Source organism: Micromonospora sp. B11E3 (assembly GCF_039871625.1).
GTDB lineage: Bacteria > Actinomycetota > Actinomycetes > Mycobacteriales > Micromonosporaceae > Micromonospora.
The window spans coordinates 16,229-37,759 of record NZ_JBDPMC010000020.1 but is presented as its reverse complement, the minus strand read 5'-3'; the positions used below and the strand labels follow the sequence as shown (position 1 = coordinate 37,759).

General features: G+C 69.4%; 18 protein-coding genes and 1 pseudogene. 9 read left to right on the top strand and 10 right to left on the bottom strand.

What is annotated here, in order from left to right; genetic code table 11:
* Window positions 1–48 precede the first annotated feature (48 nt).
* The 6 genes and pseudogenes from ABGB16_RS13350 (at window position 49) to ABGB16_RS13325 (ending at window position 5,215) form a co-directional block, all read left to right on the top strand.
* Window positions 49–759, top strand: a complete 711-nt coding sequence (locus ABGB16_RS13350; protein WP_347668334.1) for a hypothetical protein — start codon at window positions 49–51, stop codon at window positions 757–759.
* Complete coding sequence (locus ABGB16_RS13345; RefSeq protein ID WP_347668333.1) at window positions 756–1,547, top strand: hypothetical protein; 792 nt, start codon at window positions 756–758, stop codon at window positions 1,545–1,547. Before ABGB16_RS13350 ends, ABGB16_RS13345 begins: the two co-directional genes overlap by 4 nt.
* Window positions 1,547–2,791, top strand: a complete 1,245-nt coding sequence (locus ABGB16_RS13340) for an HAD-IA family hydrolase (RefSeq protein ID WP_347668332.1) — start codon at window positions 1,547–1,549, stop codon at window positions 2,789–2,791. Before ABGB16_RS13345 ends, ABGB16_RS13340 begins: the two co-directional genes overlap by 1 nt.
* Entirely contained in the window at window positions 2,788–3,477 is a 690-nt protein-coding gene (locus ABGB16_RS13335; RefSeq protein WP_347668331.1) for a hypothetical protein, read from the top strand. Before ABGB16_RS13340 ends, ABGB16_RS13335 begins: the two co-directional genes overlap by 4 nt.
* A 287-nt stretch (window positions 3,478–3,764) precedes the next feature.
* A pseudogene (locus ABGB16_RS13330) lies at window positions 3,765–3,935 on the top strand (SDR family oxidoreductase); the annotation flags it as partial.
* 137 nt (window positions 3,936–4,072) lie between these two features.
* Window positions 4,073–5,215 carry an RNA ligase family protein gene (locus tag ABGB16_RS13325; protein ID WP_347668330.1) on the top strand — a complete coding sequence of 381 codons (1,143 nt, stop codon included), beginning with the start codon at window positions 4,073–4,075 and terminating at the stop codon, window positions 5,213–5,215.
* Between the two features lie 187 nt (window positions 5,216–5,402).
* Here ABGB16_RS13325 and ABGB16_RS13320 read toward each other — a convergent pair whose 3' ends face one another.
* Window positions 5,403–6,602 (bottom strand): FAD-dependent oxidoreductase, encoded by a 1,200-nt coding sequence (locus ABGB16_RS13320; protein ID WP_347668329.1) that lies wholly within the window; start codon window positions 6,600–6,602, stop codon window positions 5,403–5,405.
* Between the two features lie 92 nt (window positions 6,603–6,694).
* Between ABGB16_RS13320 and ABGB16_RS13315 the strand changes: the two genes are divergently transcribed.
* Window positions 6,695–7,363, top strand: a complete 669-nt coding sequence (locus ABGB16_RS13315) for a TetR/AcrR family transcriptional regulator (RefSeq protein WP_347668328.1) — start codon at window positions 6,695–6,697, stop codon at window positions 7,361–7,363.
* Window positions 7,364–7,736: 373 nt separating this feature from the next.
* Here the strand turns inward: ABGB16_RS13315 and ABGB16_RS13310 are convergent, their stop codons facing one another.
* The gene (locus ABGB16_RS13310) at window positions 7,737–8,504 is read right to left on the bottom strand and encodes an IclR family transcriptional regulator (RefSeq protein WP_347668327.1); all 768 of its coding nucleotides are present in this window, start codon (window positions 8,502–8,504) and stop codon (window positions 7,737–7,739) included.
* Window positions 8,505–8,585: 81 nt separating this feature from the next.
* On the opposite strand from ABGB16_RS13310, the gene hutH reads away from it, so the two are divergent.
* Window positions 8,586–10,151 (top strand): histidine ammonia-lyase, encoded by a 1,566-nt coding sequence (gene hutH, locus ABGB16_RS13305; protein WP_347668326.1) that lies wholly within the window; start codon window positions 8,586–8,588, stop codon window positions 10,149–10,151.
* 26 nt (window positions 10,152–10,177) lie between these two features.
* Window positions 10,178–11,833: a urocanate hydratase gene (gene hutU, locus ABGB16_RS13300; protein ID WP_347668325.1), complete on the top strand. Its 1,656-nt coding sequence runs from the start codon at window positions 10,178–10,180 to the stop codon at window positions 11,831–11,833.
* Window positions 11,834–12,209: 376 nt separating this feature from the next.
* On the opposite strand, the gene ABGB16_RS13295 is transcribed toward hutU, so the two are convergent.
* The 8 genes from ABGB16_RS13295 to ABGB16_RS13260 form a co-directional block, all read right to left on the bottom strand.
* Window positions 12,210–13,169 carry an electron transfer flavoprotein subunit alpha/FixB family protein gene (locus tag ABGB16_RS13295; protein WP_347668324.1) on the bottom strand — a complete coding sequence of 320 codons (960 nt, stop codon included), beginning with the start codon at window positions 13,167–13,169 and terminating at the stop codon, window positions 12,210–12,212.
* 11 nt (window positions 13,170–13,180) lie between these two features.
* Window positions 13,181–13,960 (bottom strand): electron transfer flavoprotein subunit beta/FixA family protein, encoded by a 780-nt coding sequence (locus ABGB16_RS13290; protein WP_347668323.1) that lies wholly within the window; start codon window positions 13,958–13,960, stop codon window positions 13,181–13,183.
* 99 nt (window positions 13,961–14,059) lie between these two features.
* Window positions 14,060–15,529, bottom strand: a complete 1,470-nt coding sequence (gene pntB, locus ABGB16_RS13285; RefSeq protein WP_347668322.1) for a Re/Si-specific NAD(P)(+) transhydrogenase subunit beta — start codon at window positions 15,527–15,529, stop codon at window positions 14,060–14,062.
* Window positions 15,530–15,532: 3 nt separating this feature from the next.
* Window positions 15,533–17,074: a Re/Si-specific NAD(P)(+) transhydrogenase subunit alpha gene (locus tag ABGB16_RS13280; protein WP_347668321.1), complete on the bottom strand. Its 1,542-nt coding sequence runs from the start codon at window positions 17,072–17,074 to the stop codon at window positions 15,533–15,535.
* A gap of 468 nt (window positions 17,075–17,542) precedes the next feature.
* A complete protein-coding gene (locus ABGB16_RS13275) occupies window positions 17,543–18,319 on the bottom strand; it encodes an SDR family NAD(P)-dependent oxidoreductase (RefSeq protein ID WP_347668320.1) in 777 nt (258 codons plus the stop codon).
* A gap of 102 nt (window positions 18,320–18,421) precedes the next feature.
* A complete protein-coding gene (hutI, locus tag ABGB16_RS13270) occupies window positions 18,422–19,642 on the bottom strand; it encodes an imidazolonepropionase (protein WP_347668319.1) in 1,221 nt (406 codons plus the stop codon).
* Between the two features lie 40 nt (window positions 19,643–19,682).
* Window positions 19,683–20,957 carry an FAD-dependent oxidoreductase gene (locus ABGB16_RS13265; RefSeq protein ID WP_347668318.1) on the bottom strand — a complete coding sequence of 425 codons (1,275 nt, stop codon included), beginning with the start codon at window positions 20,955–20,957 and terminating at the stop codon, window positions 19,683–19,685.
* Window positions 20,958–21,041: 84 nt separating this feature from the next.
* Complete coding sequence (locus tag ABGB16_RS13260) at window positions 21,042–21,443, bottom strand: nuclear transport factor 2 family protein (RefSeq protein WP_347668317.1); 402 nt, start codon at window positions 21,441–21,443, stop codon at window positions 21,042–21,044.
* Window positions 21,444–21,531: the final 88 nt, after the last annotated feature.

Below are 21,531 nucleotides of genomic sequence, written 5' to 3'. Positions count from 1 at the left end.
GAAAGCATCCACGGCTCACTACGGAAGAACGAACGAGGAGTTGGAACGATGTCCTCCCTGCTAGCCGAAATCGAGCACGCCCAGTTCGACTGGGATGACTTCGAGGAGACCGGTCGACGAACGCGAGACCTCATCCAACGGATCGCCGCCGACAAGGCGGTGCTCGCCGACATGGTGGACCGCTCGCTCAACGACCCGGCGTTGCGCGCGATGGCGGAGCATCATGAGCTGCTCGACTATCTCGTGCTCCACAACGCGCCGGACCGGGGCTTCCGCCTGCGCCTCCACTGCTCGACCGACGTCCATCGCGACCGGCCTCACGACCACCGGTTCTCGTTCTCGAGCGTGATCCTGACCGGGGGCTACCGGCACACGTGGCATCGGCTCGACACCGACCTTTACGCCTCGTGGTCGGAAGAGGACGCGCTCGGCGTCATGGATCTCACCCGGTCGGAACCAGCCGAGAAGGCATTCGAGGTAATCGAGCCGATGCTCGTGCGCGACGAACGACCAGGCAATTGTTACTCTCTCCACGACTCTGTGATCCACACCACCTTCACCAAGCCCGATACGTTCTCGCTCTTCCTCCGGGGACCCGCCGTGAAGTCGCGGTCGATCATCCTCGATGCCGAGACCCGACGGGTCTGGTGGAGGTTCGGAGCCGAGCAGGAGCCAGCGGAGCGTCGGGCAAAGGTCGGCCTCGGCGACGAGGCACTCCAGTCCGTGCAGGAGCGGTTCAACCGCCTCGTCCTCGCGTGATCGCCAAGAAGGAGCAACTGGGCATGCAGACCACATCCGCCAGCCTCTTCCCGGAAGTCGACCGACTCGACTGGAGCGACCTTGATGGGACGGCGTCGCGCTGCGAGGCCATGCTACGCGAGATAGCGGGGGATCGAGACCTGATGACGGCGCTGGTCTACGGCGCACCCGCCGACCCTGTGCTCTGGTCCAAGTGCGAGGAGGACGCGGTCGAAGACAAGATCGTCCTCTGTGATGACCCTGAACGGCAGTTCCGCCTCAGGCTCCGCCTGTCGAAGCAGTACCAGGAGGAGCTGGCACATCAACACCGCTTCTCGTTCAGCACGTTGGTGCTCCGAGGCCGCTACCTCCACCGCACCTACCGGGTGAGCGGTGACTTCGACGCCGGCACGTCGCTCGACGACGTGGTGCCGGTGTGGATCCATGAAGACGGTCCGGGCGACGTGTTCACGATCCACCACGAGGCCGTCCACTCGACGCCGCTCGTCGAAGCCGGGACCGTGTCGCTGATCCTCCGCGGCCCGGCGGAGAAGGAACGAGCACCGGTCCTGTTCCGCGAGGACCGCGCGTCGGAGCTGTCCGCCGACGAGCAGGCCGAAGCCCTGGCCGGTGCGGTCCCCGGCGAGTTCGAGCCGCTGGAGGCCTCTGCCGGCACGTTCTTCTGGCGAGTCGGCGAGCAGGGCGAATCCGCGACACGCCGATCGAAGCGTCAGATGCGACGCGAGGTATTCGAGCAGTGGTGTCGGGAGCTCATCGCGATGGGCGTCATCGAAGACCGCCTCAGCTGATGCAACCGGTCGTCCTATTCGACCTCGACGGGCTTCTTATCGACTCCGAGCCGATCTGGGACGCGGCAAAGCGTGAAGTGTTCGGTCCGCTCGGCCTGCACCTCACGACGGAGATGCAGGCGGCGACGCGCGGGATGCGGCAAAAGGACATGGTGGCCTACTGGTTCGATCGGGCCACCATTCGAGCCGACCCCGACGACGTCCAGCAGCAGATCGTCGCCGCGGTGTGCCGCAGGCTGAGGGAGGGAGTGGCGGTGAAGCCCGGCGCCGATCACGCCGTCGCGACGTGTGCGCGTGTATCGAGGGCGATCGCCGTCGTGTCATCGTCGCCGGAGTCGGTGATTCGGCATGCGCTCGCGAGCGCCGGCCTCGACCGATCCTTCGATGCCGTGTTTTCGGCCGAAGACGACGAACACGGCAAGCCCCACCCGGGCGCCTATCTCCGGGCCGCCGCCGCCCTCGGTGCGTCACCCGACGAATGCGTGGTGATCGAGGACTCACTCAACGGCGTCCTCGCTGGCGTGTCAGCCCAGATGACGGTCGTCGCCGTTCCCGAGGCCGCTGATCGCTACGATCCGCGCTTTGCGATTGCCACTCTGGTACTGGAGTCACTCAAGCATCTCGATACCTCTGTACTCGGCGCCGACGTGTCCAGGGGGAGCCGGGGCGCCACGTGGGCATCGCGTGCCGCGGATCCTCAACCGTTCCGCCGGATCTTCGGTGAACCCAAGCCCCGGGTCGCGGCCAAGGTGCGCGGCACGCTCCACCCCTGGATCGAGCAGTTCATCAGCCTGTCGCCGTTCCTCGTGATGGCCACGGCCGACGGCACCGGCGCGGCGGACGCGTCGCCGCGCGGTGGCGAACCCGGGTTCGTCCGGGTGCTCGACGATCGACACCTCCTCATCCCCGATCGGTGGGGCAACCGGTTGTTCCAGAGCCTCGGGAACATCCAGACCAATCCCCAGGTTGGCTTGATCTTCTTCATTCCCGGCGTGAACGACACTGTGCGAGTGAACGGGGTCGCCCGCGTGGTGGATCAGGACCGGGTCCTCGAGCTCGTGGATGACCTCCGCGGCGAGCGCATCGACCCCAAGCTCAGGATGATCCAGGGCCTCGTCATCGAGGTGGAGGAGGCTTATTACCATTGTCCTCGCTCGATCGCCCTCGCCGCGTTGTGGGACGCGGCTCGGATCGCGCGTCACATCGAACACCCGCCGCTGCCGCCCCGACCGAGGTCGATGTGACCGAACACGACGATGCCGACCTGACATGGCTGGACGAGATCCCGGCGCTGCCATGGGACGACCTGGAGGTGGCTCACGACGTGAACCTCGCCGTCCTGCGTCGTGCGGCACGTCCGCGGGTCCTGTCGGCGCTGCTCGATCGCGTGCGGTGCGATCCCGATCTGTTCGCCATGGCGGAGCACTTCGACAACATCGACCAGATCGTGCTGTATGACGCCCTCGATCGTGGGTTCCGCATCCGGCTACACCTCTACCCGGACCAAGCGTTCGACCGTCCTCACGATCACCGGTGGCCACTCACCAACCTGATCGTGCACGGGCGCATCGGACACGAGCTGCATCAACCGCGACCTCCGGCAAACGTCCGCTCGGGACTCGAGGTGTCGACCCCGACGACCATCTGGGAGGCGGTGGCTGAAGCCGCCTACACGCTCGATCATCGATCGATCGACAACGTGGTGACTGGCGCCGATACGGTGGCACTGCTGATGCGAGGTCCATCGAGGGCGGATTCGTTCACGATGGCGGACCGAACGACCGGCCGCGTGTGGACCCGCCGGGGTCGCGCGCTCGAGACACCCGAGGAGATCGAGGCGAAACGGATGACCACCGACCGCTTCGACTCCCTCCTGGCGCGCCTGGCCGAGTTCGGCCTGCTCGACGAGCCGCAGCCCGCTGGCACGTAGCGTGATGACGTCCTGCCGGTAATGAGGCGACCGTGATCCGGGGTGGATGAGCAAGGGCCTTACGCGCATGGTGATGGGCCTGGCCGCCCTGCTCGAGGAGGCGGCTCCTGGCGCCACCACCGTGCAGCTACCGGGGTCCGGCCCGGTGGGAGGCGGCGCGAACTGTGGGAGGACGCCGGGGCGGTCGCCGGCTGGCTCCAGGCCTCCCATCCGCCGGGGTCGGTCGTCGGCGTCGCTCTGCGCGCCGGCGCTGCCCTTGCCGAAAGTACCGGGCCGAGCACCCCGAGATCGACGTCCAGATGGCCGCCCTGCATCCGCTGGGCAGGATCGGCACGCCCCGCGAGGTGGCAGACGCCGTCGCCTTCCTGCTCTCCCCCGCCGCGGGATCCGTCAAGGGCGTCGTGCTGCCCGTCGATGGAGGGCGCGCAGTCAACGGCCCCCATCCCGAAGCCGTCTGAGCGCACCCGGCGTGCCTCGAAAGGGTCGGCGGACGACAGGTGAATTCCCGTTGATCAGCCACCGGTACGACACCTACCGTCACTGACGCCGCCGACGGGGGAACGCCTGCGGGGACGACGTGCTCAGGAGTGGAACCATGTGGACGCGCTATCCCCGCACTCCGCACCTGCCGTGGTCACCCGGCGCCACCACCGACGACGTCCGGACCGGTGACCTGACCGGCCTGACCGGCCAGGAGGTGGTGGTCACCGAGAAACTCGACGGGGAGAACACCACGCTCTACCCGGACGGGCTGCACGCCCGCTCGCCGGACTCCGGGCACCACCCGTCCCGAGCCTGGGTGAAGGGACGGCACGAGCGGATCGCCCAGGCCATCCCACCCGGCTGGCGGGTCTGCGGCGAGAACCTCCACGCCCGCCACTCGATCGGCTACGACGCGCTGGCGAGCTGGTTCTACGCCTTCTCCGTCTGGGCCGGTGAACACTGCCTGGACTGGGACGCCACGGTCCGCTTCACCCGGCGGCTGGGCGTACCGGTACCGCCGGTGCTGTGGCGCGGCAGGTTCGACGTGCGGACCATCCGGGCCCTGCGGCTGGACCTCGACCGGCAGGAGGGCTACGTCGTCCGGACCGTGGCCGGGTTCACCCGCGCGGAGTTCCCCGCCCGGGTCGCCAAGTGGGTCCGGCCGTCCCACGTCCAGACCGACACGCACTGGATGACCGCACCGGTGGTACCGAACGGGCGCGGCCCGGCCGCGCCGCTGTGGGACGTACGCTCCGGTGCCCCACCGGACCCACCCGCCCTGACCGCCGCCCTCCGGCAGCCACTCGGGCTGCCCCTCGCCCGCCGGGTCGCCGACCTGGTCGGGCGGCACACCACCGTGCACCGCCCGTATCCGGACGAGCAGCGCCGGGCCGGACTGGTCCGGCTGGCCGGCGTCGCCAGGGTGTTGCGCAGGATCGGACCGCCCTCGCGGCCGTCGACGGCGCGGTCAATGGCCCTGGCGACCGCGGGTGGGAGCGGAACGAGGACGACCTTGCCGCCCTTGCCGCGTACGCGGAGGGCCCGGTGGCCGTGTTCGTCGCCGAGATCACCGATGTCGGTGCCGCAGGCTTCGAAGATCCGCAGGCCGAGGAGGCCGAGGAGGCCGAGCATGGCGATCAGGGCGAAGTCGTTTGGGTTGGTTGGCCGCCGTGCGGTGGTGATCAGGGCTTCGAACTGGAGGTCGCCCAGGCCGAGGGTGGGTGATTCGGGTGGTACGACGGGTCGGCGGACGTAGTCCAGGAGCAGGAGAGGTAGTCATACCTCACGGTGCGTCACATCCCTCGTCGATGCCAACGCCCTCCGCGCGGCAAATCCGGATGCCGAAAGGGCCCGACACTTCAGGTGGCGAGCGCTACCCGGCAGATGAGAGTGCGTCCTTGTCGTAGTGGATCACGTCGCCATCCGCCTGCCGGAACGGTGGGTCAGCGCACGTGTTCGGGGCGTACGCCGATGCCGACCAGCCGGGCCGGCAGGGCTTGCAGCGCCGGGATCCGCTTCGCCAGGCGCATCGGCGCCGGGGCCTCGATCCGGCCGGTGGCGTGCAGCAGCGGGTCGACGACGCGCCGTTGCGCGGCGCGCTGGATGTTCTGCGTCAGCACCGTCGGGAAGTGCCGGCGTTTTTGCACCGCGGCGAGGTCGGCTTCGGTGACCGGCTGCCCGGCGGCGAGGTTCGGGCCCAGCATCCGGGCGGTGGCCGCGGCGTCCTGCACCGCCAGGTTGATGCCGACGCCGCCGATCGGGGACATGGCGTGTGCGGCGTCGCCGATGAGCAGCGCGCCGGACGCGTGCCACCGCTGCAACCGGTTCACCTTCACCATCAGCAGTTTGACGTCGTCCCAGGTGGCGAGCTCACCGACCCGGTCGGCGAGAACGGGGTGCCGCCGGGTCACCTGTTCCCGCAGCGCCTCCAGCCCGGCCGCACGGATCGTCTCGTAGCCGCCCTTGGCGATGACGTACGCGCACTGGTAGTAGTCGCCGCGGTCGATGGCGAGCATCAGCCCGCCGGCGCCGACCCGCATCGCCAAGCCGTCGCCGTCGCCTGCGCGGCGCGAGATCCGGAACCACAGCACGTCCATGGGAGCGCCGTAGTCGACTGGCCGCAGGCCGAGCTCGCGGCGTACCACCGAATCGCGGCCGTCGCAGGCGACAGTGAGTGACGCAGCGATCTCCAGTTCGCCCTCCGGGCCCGCGGCGCGCACGCCAGTGACGGCGCCGGACGCGTCGCGGAGCAGGCCCGTCACGGTGGTGGAGCGAAGTAGCGTGAAGGTGGGGAACCTCGCCGCCTCGGTCGCGAGCATCTCCAGGAAGTCCCACTGGGGAACGAAGTACAGGTAGTTGTGCGGCGCCGGCAGGCGCGTGAAGTCCGCGACGGTGTAGGTGCCGTCGTCGAAGGTGACGCGCAACGCGCCGGCCTTGCGCCCTGGCAACGCCGCCACCCGTTCTCCGAGCCCGATCTCGTCGAGCATGTCCAGCGTGGAGGGATGAACCGTGTCGCCGCGGAAGTCCCGGAGGAAGTCGGCGTGCTTCTCCAGCACGGTGACCTCCACTCCCTGACGGGCGAGCAGCAGTCCCAGGACGAGCCCTGCGGGCCCGCCGCCGACGACGCAGACAGTGGTCTTCATGGATCCTCCCCAATCGCAACTCGTGTTGCTTTTTCAGTCTGCCATGATGGGGAGAGGTAATGCAACAGTCGGTGCATTAAGGGAGGTGTCCGATGTCTGCCGGCCAACGACCGGGCGGGCGCAGCGCCCGTGTCCGGGCCGCGGTCCTCACGGCCGCCCATGGTCTCCTCGTCGACGGGTACAGCGAGCTGACCGTCGAACGGATCGCCCAGGCGGCCGGCGTCAACAAGACGTCGGTCTACCGCCGGTGGACCGACCTGGAGGGCGTCCTCGGCGACCTGCTCAGCGAGTACGCCAGTGAGGTCGTCCCGATCCCGGACACCGGCGACCTCGACACCGACCTCGAGGAACTGGCGTTGCTAGTCCGGCGCGGCATGACCGGCGAACCTGGCGACCTGATCACCGCCCTGGCCGCGGCCGCGCCCCGCAACCCACGCGCCGCGGAGATCGTCCGCGGCTTCTTCGCCGAACGGTTCGGCCTGGCCGAGGCCGTCGTCGACCACGCCGTCGCCCGCGGCGAACTGCCTCAGAGCACCGATGCCCGGGCCGCGATCGAGGTCCTGGGCGCGCCCTTCTTCCTGCGGCTGCTCGTCGTCGACGAACCCATCGACGAGGAGTTCGCTCGACGTACCGCCGCCGCAGCCGCCGCAGCCCTCCGCGCCGGCGTCTTCAGTCCGGCGCGAGAACCTCGTCCCGCCATAGGCGCGAGTACACTGCCTCCCGCCAGCCGTCCCGGTCGGCAGCCCAGTCCCAGTCGGTGATTACGTCGATATGCACGTCGAACCGCGACGCAAAAGCCCCGGTCATGACGGGTGCCGTGGGAGCCGGGGTTGTGGCGAACGATGACGTAGAACCCAGCTGCCCGGCCCCGATGCCGGCGCTGTCCGCACCACGTCCGCCGCAGAGGTTGGCGGTGCGCTTGGCCACGGTCGGCGCCGCAGCCGCTCGAATGGTTAGGTCGGGCCTCGGGAACCAAGTAGCCCAACGCAACACGCCGTCACCACGACCGTCGGGAACGCCGCGGCATGCCGCATGACCAGGTGCACGCTCATCGGCAAATCCGGGCGTCCTCAGACCCGTCAGCCAACTACCGACCCGAGCCCGGGCGGTGTGCGTCACCGCGCAAGGGCACGGCTAAGGGCACAGTCGGCCGCCGATGCGCCGGGTCAGTTCGGCGGTCGTTCGGGCGACCTGCCGGGCCAACTCGCGCTGCCCGTCGACGTCCACGTCGGCGGCAGGGTAGGTCACGGCCACGGCCGCGACCGGGTGGCCGGTGTGGTCGTGTACCGCTGCGGCGACCGAGGAAACCTCGGGTGTGACCAGCCCCTCCTCGATGGCATAGGTGCGTTGCCGGACTCGGATCAGCTCGGCGCGCAGCTGGGCCAGACTGGTGACGCCGACGCCGTGCCGCTGCACGAACGCGTCCCGGCCCGGGAAGAGGGCACGCACCTGGGCGTGCGGCAGGGCGGCGAGCATGGCCAGGCCGCTCGCGGTCAGCGCCGCCGGCAGCCGTACCCCGACGTCGGTGACCAGCGGGGGGCGGCCAGGCGCGCGCTCCTCGATCACGTAGAACACCTCGCGGCCGTGCAGCACGGCCAGATGGGCGTTGTGCGAGCTGGTCTCGACCAGGCGGGTCAGCAGCGGCCGGGCGACGCGCTGCAGCGGGGCCTGACGGGAGTACGCCGAGCCGAGGGCGAACGCTTCGACCCCCAGGCCGTACCGCCGCTCCTCCGCCAGGTGCATCACGAATCCCTCGTTCCGCAGCACCGCCAGCAGGTGGTAGACGGTGGACCGCGGCAGCTCGAGGTCGCGCGCGATCGACGCGGCGGGGAGGGGTTCGGCGTGCCGGGCCAGCAGCTTGAGCAGGCTGATGGCGTGGGCCGCGGCGGGGACGTTCGCCATGCACCCAGTATCTCAGATCCGAGACAGAACCTGGCCGCCGGTCGTATCCGGCAGGCTCGGTCGTCGGTTCGAATAGAGGGCATGAGAACAGCCCAACCCCGTCGGGCCGCTGCCGTCGTCACGGTCGGCACCGGCCCGCTGAGCTTCGACGACGTCGTGGCGGTCGCCCGCCACGACGCCCCCGTCGAGATCTCCGCCGATGCGCTGTCCGAGATCCGCAGGAGCCGCGAGGTCGTCGAGGCGCTCGCCGACGACGCTGAGCCCCACTACGGCGTGTCCACCGGGTTCGGGGCGCTGGCGACCCGGCACATCCCGGTCGAGCTGCGCGCCCAACTCCAGTCCAGCCTCGTCCGCAGCCACGCCGCCGGGTCGGGGCCGGAGGTGGAGCGGGAGGTCGTCCGGGCCCTGATGCTGCTGCGCCTGTCGACGTTGGCGACCGGCCGTACAGGAGTCCGTGCCGAAACCGCGCTCACGTACGCGCGGCTGCTGAACGCCCGGATCCACCCGGTCGTGCACGAGTTCGGCAGCCTCGGCTGCTCCGGCGACCTCGCACCGCTGGCGCACTGCGCGCTGGCGCTGATGGGGGAGGGCCCTGTGCGCGACGCCGCCGGTGAACTGCGCGACGCCGGGGACGCCCTACGCGAGGCAGGCATCGAGCCGGTCTCCTTGGCTGAGAAGGAGGGCCTCGCGCTGATCAACGGCACCGACGGCATGCTGGGCATGCTGGTGCTGGCGATCACCGACCTGCGCCACCTGCTCAAGGTCGCCGACCTGACCGCCGCGATGAGCGTGGAGGGGCTGCTCGGCACCGATGCCGTGTTCACCCCTGAGCTGCAGGCCCTGCGCCCCCACCCGGGCCAGGCCGCCTCCGCGGCCAACATCCGCACCGTGCTCGCTGGCAGCCCGATCGTCGCCAGTCACCGCAGCCCGGACTGCACCCGTGTCCAGGACGCCTACTCGCTGCGCTGCGCGCCGCAGGTGGCCGGGGGCGCCCGGGACACCGTGGACCACGCGGCGCTGGTCGCCTCCCGGGAGCTGGCCGCCGCGGTGGACAATCCGGTAGTCACCCGCGACGGGCGGGTCTCCTCGAACGGGAACTTCCACGGTGCCCCGCTGGCGTACGTGCTCGATTTCCTCGCGGTCGTCACTGCGGACGTCGCCTCGATGGCCGAGCGCCGCACCGACCGGTTCCTCGACGTGGCCCGCAGCCACGGGTTGAACGCCTTCCTCGCCGAGGACCCGGGCGTCGACTCGGGCTACATGATCGCGCAGTACACCCAGGCCGCGCTCGTCTCGGAGCTCAAGCGGCTCGCCGTACCCGCCAGCGTCGACTCGATCCCGAGTTCGGCGATGCAGGAGGACCACGTCTCGATGGGCTGGTCCGGCGCCCGTAAGCTGCGCCGCGCCGTCGACGCGCTGACCCGCGTGCTCGCCATCGAGCTGCTCACGGCCGCGCGCGGCATCCAGTTGCGGGCGCCGCTGCGCCCCGCCCCCGCCACCGGCGCGGTGATCGACGCCCTGCGCGAGGTGGCCCCCGGTCCTGGGCGCGACCGCTTCCTCTCGCCGGAGATCGACGTCGCCGTGCGGTTCGTGGCCAGCGGGGCCGCGCTTCGCGCCGTCGAGTCGGTCACCGGACCGTTCAACTGACCCCCAGGCAAGCAAGGAGACACGCCATGGATGGCGCACGTCCCGTCCGTGCCCCGCGCGGCACGACCCTGACCGCCAAGTCCTGGGCCACCGAGGCCCCGCTACGGATGCTGATGAACAACCTGGACCCGGAGGTCGCCGAGCGCCCCGACGACCTCGTGGTGTACGGCGGCACCGGCCGCGCGGCCCGCGACTGGAAGTCCTTCGACTCGATGGTCCGCACCCTGACCACGTTGGAGCGGGACGAGACGATGCTGGTGCAGTCGGGTCGCCCGGTGGGCGTGCTGCGGACGCACGAGTGGGCCCCTCGGGTGCTCCTGGCCAACTCCAACCTTGTCGGCGACTGGGCCACCTGGCCTGAGTTCCGGCGGCTGGAGCGGCTCGGCCTGACAATGTACGGCCAGATGACGGCCGGCTCGTGGATCTACATCGGCACGCAGGGTATCGTGCAGGGCACGTACGAGACGTTCGCGGCCGTAGCAGAGAAGCGCTTCAACGGCACCCTGGCTGGCACGCTCACGCTCACCGGCGGCTGCGGCGGCATGGGCGGGGCGCAACCGCTCGCGGTGACCCTGAACGACGGGGTCTGCCTGATCGTCGACGTGAACAAGGCCCGCCTCGACCGCCGGGTGCAGCACCGCTACCTGGACGAGATCGCCACCGACCTGGACGACGCGATCGAGCGGGTGCTGCGCGCCAAGGGCGAGCGCCGCGCGCTCTCCGTCGGGCTGGTCGGCAACTGCGCCGAGATCTTCCCCGAACTGCTGCGTCGTGGTGTCCCGATCGACATCGTCACCGACCAGACCAGCGCCCACGACCCGCTGTCGTACCTACCCGAGGGTGTCTCGGTCGAGGACTGGCACGACTACGCGGAGGGGAAGCCCGAGGAGTTCACCGCCCGGGCCCGTGCCTCGATGGCCCGGCACGTCCAGGCGATGGTGGAGTTCCAGGACGCCGGCGCCGAGGTCTTCGACTACGGCAACTCCATCCGGGACGAGGCACGGCTCGGCGGGTACGAGCGGGCGTTCGAGTTCCCCGGGTTCGTCCCCGCGTACATCCGGCCGCTGTTCTGCGAGGGCAAGGGCCCGTTCCGCTGGGCGGCCCTGTCGGGCGACCCGGAGGACATCCACGCCACCGACCGCGCCGTGATGGAGCTGTTCCCGGACAACGACCGCCTGCAGAAGTGGCTACGCGGGGCGCAGGAGAAGATCGCGTTCCAGGGCCTGCCGGCGCGCATCTGCTGGCTGGGCTACGGCGAGCGGGACAAAGCCGGCCTGCGGTTCAACGAAATGGTCGCCTCGGGCGAACTCAAGGCGCCGATCGTCATCGGGCGGGACCACCTGGACGCCGGCTCGGTCGCCTCGCCCTATCGGGAGACCGAGGCCATGCTCGACGGGTCGGACGCCATCGCCGACTGGCCGCTGCTGAACGCGCTGATCAACACCGCATCCGGGGCGTCCTGGGTATCGATCCACCACGGCGGGGGCGTCGGCATCGGCCGGTCGATCCACGCCGGCCAGGTGTCGGTCGCGGACGGGACCGCCCTGGCGGCCGAGAAGCTGGCACGGGTGCTGACCAACGACCCCGGCATGGGCGTGATCCGCCACGTCGACGCGGGCTACGAGCGCGCCGAGCAGGTCGCCGCCGAGCGGGGCGTGCGGATCCCGATGCGGGAGAGCTGAGCCGCTGCGATGAGCTCCGACAGCACGTGGGCGGCGATCGAGCCGATCGGGCGCGATCGCCGCACCCGCAGCTACCGGCGCTTCGTCCAGAGCCGCAAGGACCACGACCTGCGCGAGTGATTCGCCCAGGAGTGCCGGGGCCGGGCCTCGACTTCACTACCGACCGGATGGGCAACCAGTGGTCTTCTCTTCACTCGGGTCTCCCCCGACTCTCCGCCGGACATGTGAGCGGCACCACGTGCCGAATCCCGAAGACCGGACCGGGCGGTCGTGCGCGCTGAACGAGCGCCCTGGCCCAGAACGGCAACGGCGCCCGGGGCGGCAACTCCGGACGCCGTTGCCGTCGGAAACTCACCACCTGCGCAAATGCCTCCCATCACTTGCGCTTGCGGATCTCCTCGGCGGCCTGTGGAACAACTGCGAACAGGTCGCCGACGACGCCGAAGTCGGCGAGCTCGAAGATCGGCGCTTCGGCGTCCTTGTTCACCGCGACGATGGTCTTCGAGGTCTGCATGCCGGCCCGGTGCTGGATCGCGCCGGAGATGCCCAACGCGACGTACAGCTGCGGGGAGACCGTCTTGCCGGTCTGGCCCACCTGGAACTGGTGCGGGTAGAACCCGGAGTCCACGGCCGCGCGGGACGCGCCGACGGCGCCGCCGAGCAGGTCGGCCAGCTCCTCGAGCAGTTTGAAGTTGTCGGCGTTGCCGACGCCCCGGCCGCCGGAGACGACCACGGACGCCTCGGTCAGCTCCGGGCGGGAGCCCTTCTGCTCGGCGACGCGCTGCACGACCCTGGCCAGCTTGTCCGCCTCACCAACCTGCACGGTGAGCTGCTCGACGGCCGGTGTGGCCGCCGCGGGGGTCGGGGTGAGCGAGTTCGGACGGACGGTGACCAGCGGCAGGCCGCGGGTGACCTTGGATTTGACGATGGTGGAACCGGCGAACGCGACCTGCGTGGCGGTGCCGTCGGCGGCCAGGGCGACCACGTCGGTCAGGATGCCGTTGTCCAGCTTGACCGCCAGCCGCGCGGCGATCTCCTTGCCCTCCTGGCCGGAGGCGAGCAGCACGGCGGCCGGCTGCACCCGCCGGACGAGGTCGGCGAGCACGGTGGCTTTCGGGGCCACCAGGTAGCCGTCGATGTCGGCGCTCTCGGCCGCGTAGACCTTCTCCGCGCCGTACTCGCCCAACCTGCCGGTCAGCACCTCGGCGGCGCCGGGACCGCCGAGCACGACCGCGGCGGGCGTGCCCAACTCGCGGGCGAGGGTGAGCATCTCCAGGGTGACCTTCTTGACGCCGAACTCCCGGGTGGCGTCGACGACGACGAGAACCTCAGCCATGTCCAGACCCCTCACACGAACTTCTCGGTGGCGAGGAACTCGACCAGCTGCACGCCGCCGGAGCCCTCATCGGTGACCTTGGTGCCGCCGGAACGCGGCGGGCGCTTGGAGTGCTCCAGCACCGTGCTGGTGGCGCCGGCGAAGCCCACCTCGGCGGGGGCGACGCTCAGGTCCGCCAGGGACAGCGTCTGCAGCGGCTTCTTCTTCGCGGCCATGATGCCCTTGAACGACGGGTACCGCGGCTCGTTGATGGTGTCCCACACCGAGACCACCGCCGGGGTCGAGGCGGTGACGACCTCATACCCCTCCTCCGTCTGCCGCTCCACCGTCAGGGTCGAGCCGTCCACGGTCAGCTTCCGCGCCCCGGTCAACGCCGCAACACCCAACCGCTCCGCGATCATGTGCGGCAGCACCTGCACACGACCATCAGTCGACTCCGAACCACACAGCACCAGATCCGCATTGAGCCGACCGAGAGCGGCCGCCAGGACCTTCGAGGTGGCCACCGCGCAGGAGCCGTGCAGGGCGTCGTCCACCACGTGCACGGCCTTGTCCGGGCCCATGGACAGCGCCTTACGGATCGACTCGGTCGCCTTGTCCGGACCCATGGTCAGGACGGTGACCTCACCCCCGTGCGCCTCCTTGATCTTCAACGCCTCCTCGATGGCGTACTCGTCCATCTCGTTGATCACGTTGTTCGCCGAACCGCGGTCGACGGTGTTGTCGTCAGAACGCAGGTTGCGGTCCGCGCCCGAATCAGGCACCTGCTTGACGAGTACCACGATATTCATCGCGTTTCGAAATCCTCTCTACGTTATTCGCCACGCCGGGCCGCGACGCGACACACGGCTCAGTTGAATGAGCTTTCTTCGGTCTTGATACCGGATGGATCAAGCCAGCGCCGGACGGTAGATGTCTGCCCCGCGAACTGCTGAAACACGGTCCAGGGCTCGGACGATGTCCTCGACCCGATCCTTGGCGTCGCCGAAGAGCATCTGGCTGTTGTCGCGGAAGAACAACGGGTTCTGCACGCCGGCGTAGCCTGTGGCCATCGACCGTTTGAAGACGATCACGTCGTGGGCGTTCCAGACCTTCAGAACCGGCATGCCGGCGATCGGCGAGGACGGGTCCTCCGACGCGGCCGGGTTGACCGTGTCGTTGGCGCCGATGACCAGGACCACGTCGGTGGCGTCGAAGTCGTCGTTGATCTCGTCCATCTCGAGCACGATGTCGTAGGGCACCTTGGCCTCGGCCAGCAGCACGTTCATGTGGCCGGGAAGGCGACCCGCCACGGGGTGGATGCCGAACCTCACGTTGACGCCCCTGGCCCGAAGCTTCGCGGTCAGATCGGCAACGGGGTACTGCGCCTGCGCCACCGCCATGCCGTAGCCGGGGGTGATGACGACCGAGGACGCGCCGGCCAGCAGCTCGGCGACGGCGTCGGCCTGGATCTCGCGGTGCTCGCCGTAGTCCTTGTCAACCCCGGGGCCGGCCTCGACACCGAAGCCACCGGCGATGACGGAGATGAAGGAGCGGTTCATCGCCTTGCACATGATGTAGGACAGGTAGGCACCGGATGAGCCGACCAGCGCACCGGTCACGATCAGCAAGTCGTTGCTGAGTAGGAACCCCGAGGCGGCCGCGGCCCAACCCGAGTAGCTGTTGAGCATCGAGACCACGACCGGCATGTCGCCGCCACCGATGGAGGCGACCAGGTGCCAGCCCAGGGCCAGAGCGAGCACCGTCAGCACGACGAGGACGACATCCTGTCCGGTGCTGCCGGCGTCAATGGCGGCGTAGACGATGGTGAGGATCGTGAAGAGGACCAGCGAACCGACGTTGATGAAGTTCTTGCCCGGCAGCATGAGCGGGGCGGACTTCATCTTCGCCGAGAGCTTCAGGTTGGCGACGATCGAGCCGGTGAAGGTGACCGCGCCGATGAAGATACCGATCGAGACCTCGGCCTCGTGGATGTTGTTGAGGCTGTCCAGAGCGTAGTGCGAGCCCTGAAGGTGGCCGTTCCACCCGATCGCGACGGCGGCGAGGCCGACAAAGCTGTGCAGCAGCGCGATGAGCTCGGGCATTCCGGTCATCTCGACGATCCTGGCCCGCCACAGGCCGATCACGGCACCGACCGTGATCGCGGCCAGCATGAGCGGGATCGAGACCATGCCGCCGTCGAGGTCGGTGGTGACGTCGATGACCAGGGCAACGGTCGCGACGAGCGCCATCGCCATGCCGACGATCCCGTAGGTCAGGCCGTTCTTGGCGGACTCGTGCTTCGACAGGCCCGCCAGCGAGAGGATGAACAACAGCGAGGCAACGATGTACACCGCGCCAGTGGTGGAGATGATGTCCATCGCTCAAACCCCCTTGTTGAACATGCCGAGCATGCGCCGCGTGACCGCGAAGCCACCGAAGATGTTGATCGAGGCAAGCAGGGTCGCGACGGCGGAGAGAATCCGTATGGTGGTGTTCTCCGAGGCGATCTGGATCAACGCGCCGACCACGACCACGCCGGAGATGGCGTTGGTGACCGACATCAGCGGCGTGTGCAGCGCGTGCGCCACCTTGCCGATGACGTAGTAACCGATCACGATCGAGAGCATCAGCGTCGTGAAGTGCCGCGGGATCGGGTCCGGCGCGGTCGCGTTGACCAGCCAGAACAGGGCGATGCCGCCCAACACCAGGCCGACCTTCGCACCTGCGGACAGCCGCGCCTTCTCCTCCTTGACCGGAGCAGCAACCGTGGGAGTCGCGGCCGCGGGGGCGACCGAGACCTGCACGGCCGGCGGCGGCCAGGTGGACTCGCCGTCCTTGACGACGGTGATGCCACGCTGGACGACGTCGTCGAAGTTCAACGTCAGGTTGCCGTCCTTCTCCGGGGTCAGCAGCTTGAGCAGGTTGACGACGTTGGTGCCGTACAGTTGCGACGTCTGCGCGGCCAGGCGGCCGGCGAGGTCCGTGTAACCCAGGATCGTCACGCCGTTCTGGGTGACGACCTTCTGATCCGCCACGGTGCCCGCGACGTTTCCACCGTTGGCCGCGGCCATGTCGACGATCACGGAGCCGTTCTTCATGCCGGCCACAGTCTCGGCGGTGAGCAGGCGCGGCGCCGGGCGTCCGGGTATCAGCGCGGTGGTGATGACGATGTCGGCGGCGCGCGCCTCCTCGTCGTACATCGCGGCAGTCGCGGCCTGCTGCTCCTCGGTCATCTCCTTGGCATAGCCGTCGGAAGACTTCTCCGCCTTGAACACGGACCGGTCCAGCTCAACGAACTGCGCGCCCATCGACTCGACCTGCTCGGCCACCTCGGGACGCACGTCGAACGCGCGCACGACCGCACCCATCGCCGATGCGGCACCGATCGCGGCCAGACCCGCGACACCGGCGCCCACCACGAACACCCGGGCCGGAGGGATCTTGCCCGCTGCGGTCACCTGGCCGGTGAACATCCGGCCGAACTCGTGCGCGGCCTCGACCACGGCGCGGTAGCCCGCGACGTTCGCCATCGAGGACAGCACGTCCATCGGCTGCGCGCGCGAGATCCGCGGCACCGCGTCCATCGCGAGCGCGGTCACGCCCTGCGCTTGCAGCTCCTCCAGCAGCTCGGGGCTACGGCCCGGCGCCATCATCGAGATGATCGTGGCGCCCTGCCGGAGCCGGCCGATCTCCTCGTGGGTGGGGGCGTTGACCTTCACGACGACGTCGGCGGCCCACACCTCCTCCGTCGTACCGACCCGGACACCGGCGGCGGTGAACGCGCTGTCGGGCTGGTCGGCGAGGTCGCCGGCGCCCGACTCGACGATCACGTCGTAGCCGAGGTTGGTCAGTTGGGAAACCGTCTTGGCGGTCGCCGCAACCAGGGCGCCCTGTTTCGACTCGCTCGGGATGCCGATGAGCATCGATACCCTCCTTCTCTCGTTTCCACCGGGTCCACCCTGTCCGGGCAGCCAAGGGAGCGCCGGGCGACGGCGAGCCGCGAGACCCTGCCGTTGCCGACGGACGACCGGTGCGATCCCGGGCCACGGGACGGTCACGGCAGGATGCCGTTGTCCCCCGCACCCCTGTTACGAATAGAGACCACGGACCCGGTGCGCCTGGCACACGCGTTCGATAGCCATGCAGGCCTGCTCGACCTGCCTCGCCGAAGCCCTGCCCGCGCTGTTGGCCCGCCGTCGGCGCCGGGAGGCGATGCCGACGTGGGTCAGCGCCTTGTGAGCGATGGCGCCACACCCCGGGAGGCCGACGCGGCCAGAGGCACGGCCAAGAGGACGCACTTCCGGGTCGCCCACATCGCGAACGCCCGGACTTCGTAGAGGTCGACGCCGGCGTCGCGGATGGACCGACCTCTTGCTCGTCGGGAGAGACCGCTAGTAGAGAGCCTTCCCGCCATCGAGACGGATGACCGTGCCATTCAGGTAGGGCGAGCACGTCGCGAGGAAGAGCAGCGTCTCCGCGACATCGTCGGCATCCCCGTTGCGGAACTCGTACCGCGTCCCGACACGGTAGGTGTCGCCATCGACGAGCGGTTCGCCGCGATAGCGACGCAGCGCGTCATTGGTGCCGTCGTCCGAACGGAAGAACTGCGTCGGCGCCACCGCGTTGCACTGCACCGTCGGAGACAGCGCGACGGCGAGCTGCTCCATGAGCCGAATCAGGGCCGTCTTGGACAGGCCATGCGGAATGAGGTTCGGCCATGCCTCGTTGGTCGAGTTCCCCACCAGCGCGATGATCCTGCCGTGTCCCTGTGCCTTCATGACCGCCGCCGCGGCTTGGCTGAGGAAGAACGGTCCCCGGATGTTGACCCCGAATGAGGCGTCGAAGTCGTCCTCGGTCACGTCTTCGAACTCCTTCGCGCGAAGTGAGCTCGCATTATGGATCAGCACGGAGAGATCGCCGCGCCAGGCCACCGCTTGGTCCACGAGCCGGCGGGCGTCCGCGGTGTTCGACACGTCCGCCTCCACGGCGATCGCCTCGCCACCCTCGGAGCGGATGAGCTTGACGGTCTTCTCGGCGAGCTCCGCCTGCTTCCAGTGGTTCACCACCACGGCCGCCCCGGCCGCTCCGAACCTGCGCGCGAACACACGGCCCGCACGTTCGGCCGCGCCGGTGATGAGAACCGTCCGGCCGACGATAGATGAACTCATGATGTCTCCAGATAGTCAGAATGAGGGGAATGAATTCTGGATTGGTCCCCGCCACGGCGACGGGCCGCAGACGGAAGCAGAAGTGTCTCGGCGGACGGTAGGTCAGACTTGACGGATGCCGGCCCGCCACACGGCGCTCGTGAGCGGCACCCCGGGACGGTAGGCAAGGTGGGTGACCGAGGGGGCGTCCAGCACCTGAAAATCCGCCCGCCGGCCAGGACCAATCACCCCGACGGCCGGCTGCGCCGCCCCACGGGGATCGAGCCACCCATCCTCGTCCATTCCCAACGCGATCGCCCCTCCCAGCGTCGCCGCGCGGACCGCCTCCTGCACGGTGAGACCCATCTGCAGCACGGCGGTGGCGACGGAGAACGCCATCGAGGTGGTGAAGGACGTCCCGGGGTTGCAGTTCGAGGCGATCGCGACGACCGCGCCGGCGTCCAGGAGACGCCGGGCAGGCGCGAGCGGCATCCGAGTGGAGAGGTCGCAGGCCGGAAGAACCGTCGCGACCGTGCCTCGCCTCGCGCCCGCCCAGGAGGAGGCCAGGGCCGCGATGTCGTCGTCGGTCAGGAAGCCGAGGTGGTCCACGCTGAGGGCGCCGTACTCGACAGCGAGCTGCGCCCCTGGCCCGTGCCCGAGCTGGTTGCCGTGCAGGCGACGCGCCATTCCCCGCGCCCTGGCTACGTCGAGGATCCTGCGCGTCGCCGCCTCGTCGAAGGCGCCGACCTCACAGAAGACGTCCACCGCGGTCACGAAGGGAGCGACGGCGTCGAGCATCGGACCAGCGACGAGCGCGACGTACTCGTCCGGGTCGGCGCCCGCAGGCACGACGTGTGCGCCGAGGAACGTCACCGCGTCCGCGTGCCGACCGGCCAGGCGAGCTGCCCGTACCTCGTCGGTCAGCGTCAGGCCGTACCCGGTCTTCGTCTCGATCGTCGTCGTCCCGCCACGGCGCGCCTCCGCTACCAGCCGCTCGATGTTTCTCTCAAGATCCGCGTCGCTCGCCGCCCGGGTGGCCTGGACCGTCACGTTGATACCGCCCGCCGCGTACGGCTCACCGGCCATCCTCGCCTCGAACTCCGCGGTGCGGTCCCCCGCGAAGACCAGGTGGGTGTGGGAATCGACCCAACCCGGGAGCACAGCTCGTCCGGCCAGGTCCACCCTCCGGTCGGCGGGGGGCGCCGCACGAGATGGCCCGACCCACGCGATCCGATCTCCTTCGACGACCAGCGCCGCATCGGGGATCCGCCCGCCGTTGGCCTCGTCGTTCGTGGTCAACTCTGAGATGCCGTCGATGACGACGGCTTCCTGTGGCTCGTTCACGTCCTGGTGCCTCTGGTTGTCCCACATGTTTGCAGGCCCCTCATCCCCGAAGCTGGCCCTTGCGCGGATCACGCAGCCGGGAGAACTGCGCCGTCGAATAGCTGCGCCCGCTGGTGGGGGCGAGGAACGGTTCTGCGGTGTGGTCGCGGCCGTCCAGCTCTGTCTCGACGACATGGCGAAGTAGCTCACCCACGATCGGCGCCGTCTTGAACTGTGTGCCTGAGGTCGCCATCGCGACGAACAGCCCGTCGAAGCACGTCCGGTCGTAGATCGGCAGCCAGTCCTCCGCCGCGTCGTACAGCCCGACGACGCCGGTTCGAGCACGCGGGATGCCCAGTGCGGGGATGCGCCGAGCCAGCCGCAGCGTCGTGCGCTCCCAGACGTCGGCCGTCACCAGCGGGTCGAACTCATCGGGGTCCTCGATGACTGTCTGCTCCTCGACGAGATCACCGTTACTGCCACCGAGGAACGCGTTGCCCAGCTCCGGACGGAAGTTGATGTTGAGGTCGCCGTCCACGAGGTGTACCCCTTGGAGCGCCAGGTCCAGCCCAGCGGGCGCCGGCACGTGGACCAGTTCCTCCCGGATCCGCCGGGTTCGGACCCGGAAGTCGGAGGTTCCGCCGATTGCACTGACAAGTGAGTCGGTGTGCGGTCCGGCAGCGACCAGAACCGCCTCCGCTCGCAACCTGCTCCCGTCGGCCAGGGTCGCTCCCACGGCGCGGGCACCCTCGAGATCGATCCGCACGACAGGGGCCGATCGCCGCAAGCGGGCACCTTCTCTCCGGGCCGCGTGCATCAGATTGACTGCCGCGAGGGTCGGGTCACCGACGTACCCCGACTGCGCGGTGTAGAGAGCGCCAGGCAGCAGCTCTGTCGGCTCCGACCAGAACTCGTCGTCGTCCACGGGCCGGGGCGGTCCGAACCGGTGGAAGTCGAAGTACGGGAAGTGGCCACTCATCTCGTCCAGCGACCACTCCTCGAACGAGACCTCGGCGGCCCTCATCGCCGCTGCGGCTCGGTCGACGAACCCGGTCCCAGCGTCAAGGATCAGCGAGCCACACCGCACGAAACGCGCGACTTCCTCGGTGCTGTCGGAACCGAGGAAGTCACGCCAGTTGTTCCACACCGTCAGGGCGTCGGCAGCGAGCGCCGAGCTCTGCGCGTCGCTCGCGTGGACGCGGATGATGCCTGCCGACGACCCGGTCGAACCGTCTCCGACCCCGCTGTTGCGGTCGACCACGAGCACGTCGTGGCCCGCCTTCGCCAGCGCGAAGGCGGCACTGGCGCCGATCACCCCCGCCCCGACGATCAGCACGTCAGCGCGGTTCTCTACCTCGGTACCCATGTTCCCTCACAGTCTGGATCAACGCGGCGCTCAACGATCGTCAACGGCGGAGACTCAGAGGCCCCAGCCGGCGTGAGGCTGAAGATCACCCTTCTGCTTGACGAACGACTCGCGCAGGTCCGCAACCCTGTTCCCGGCGAAGGTCAGCAGAAAGTTGCCCGCCAGGGTGTAGTCCTCCCCGCCCGAGCGGAGGGTGGCCCACCATTCGACGCCCACCCGGTCTCCCTCGATCACCGGCGTCCCGTAGCGGAAGTCGACGTCAGAGACGCCAACGAGCGCGGCCTCCCAAAACCCCGCGATGGCGTCGTGACCGACGAACGGCTGCTCCAGGAAGGGACTGTTCCGGTAGCTGGCGTCCTCGGTCATGATGGCCGCCGCCCCCGCCACGTCGCCTTCGCGCCACACCCGCCCGAACTCCTCCAGCCATGCCTTGACGACGTCAGCCGAAACGCTCACTTGATCTTCCTCGCTCTCGTTTGGGGGACGAACCGCATCGGCCACGGTGCGGCCGGCGTCGCAGCCGGCCGCCCACCCGGCCCGGCAC

Bases quoted from the DNA above. Each gene is read 5' to 3' on its own strand.
- ABGB16_RS13295 (WP_347668324.1), bottom strand. From the start codon at position 13,169: ATGGCTGAGGTTCTCGTCGTCGTCGACGCCACCCGGGAGTTCGGCGTC.
- ABGB16_RS13310 (WP_347668327.1), bottom strand. From the start codon at position 8,504: ATGGCGAACGTCCCCGCCGCGGCCCACGCCATCAGCCTGCTCAAGCTG.
- ABGB16_RS13275 (WP_347668320.1), bottom strand. From the start codon at position 18,319: ATGAGTTCATCTATCGTCGGCCGGACGGTTCTCATCACCGGCGCGGCC.
- ABGB16_RS13350 (WP_347668334.1), top strand. From the start codon at position 49: ATGTCCTCCCTGCTAGCCGAAATCGAGCACGCCCAGTTCGACTGGGAT.
- ABGB16_RS13340 (WP_347668332.1), top strand. From the start codon at position 1,547: ATGCAACCGGTCGTCCTATTCGACCTCGACGGGCTTCTTATCGACTCC.
- ABGB16_RS13280 (WP_347668321.1), bottom strand. From the start codon at position 17,074: ATGCTCATCGGCATCCCGAGCGAGTCGAAACAGGGCGCCCTGGTTGCG.
- pntB (WP_347668322.1), bottom strand. From the start codon at position 15,529: ATGGACATCATCTCCACCACTGGCGCGGTGTACATCGTTGCCTCGCTG.
- ABGB16_RS13290 (WP_347668323.1), bottom strand. From the start codon at position 13,960: ATGAATATCGTGGTACTCGTCAAGCAGGTGCCTGATTCGGGCGCGGAC.
- ABGB16_RS13320 (WP_347668329.1), bottom strand. From the start codon at position 6,602: ATGAAGACCACTGTCTGCGTCGTCGGCGGCGGGCCCGCAGGGCTCGTC.
- hutU (WP_347668325.1), top strand. From the start codon at position 10,178: ATGGATGGCGCACGTCCCGTCCGTGCCCCGCGCGGCACGACCCTGACC.
- ABGB16_RS13325 (WP_347668330.1), top strand. From the start codon at position 4,073: ATGTGGACGCGCTATCCCCGCACTCCGCACCTGCCGTGGTCACCCGGC.
- ABGB16_RS13315 (WP_347668328.1), top strand. From the start codon at position 6,695: ATGTCTGCCGGCCAACGACCGGGCGGGCGCAGCGCCCGTGTCCGGGCC.
- hutH (WP_347668326.1), top strand. From the start codon at position 8,586: ATGAGAACAGCCCAACCCCGTCGGGCCGCTGCCGTCGTCACGGTCGGC.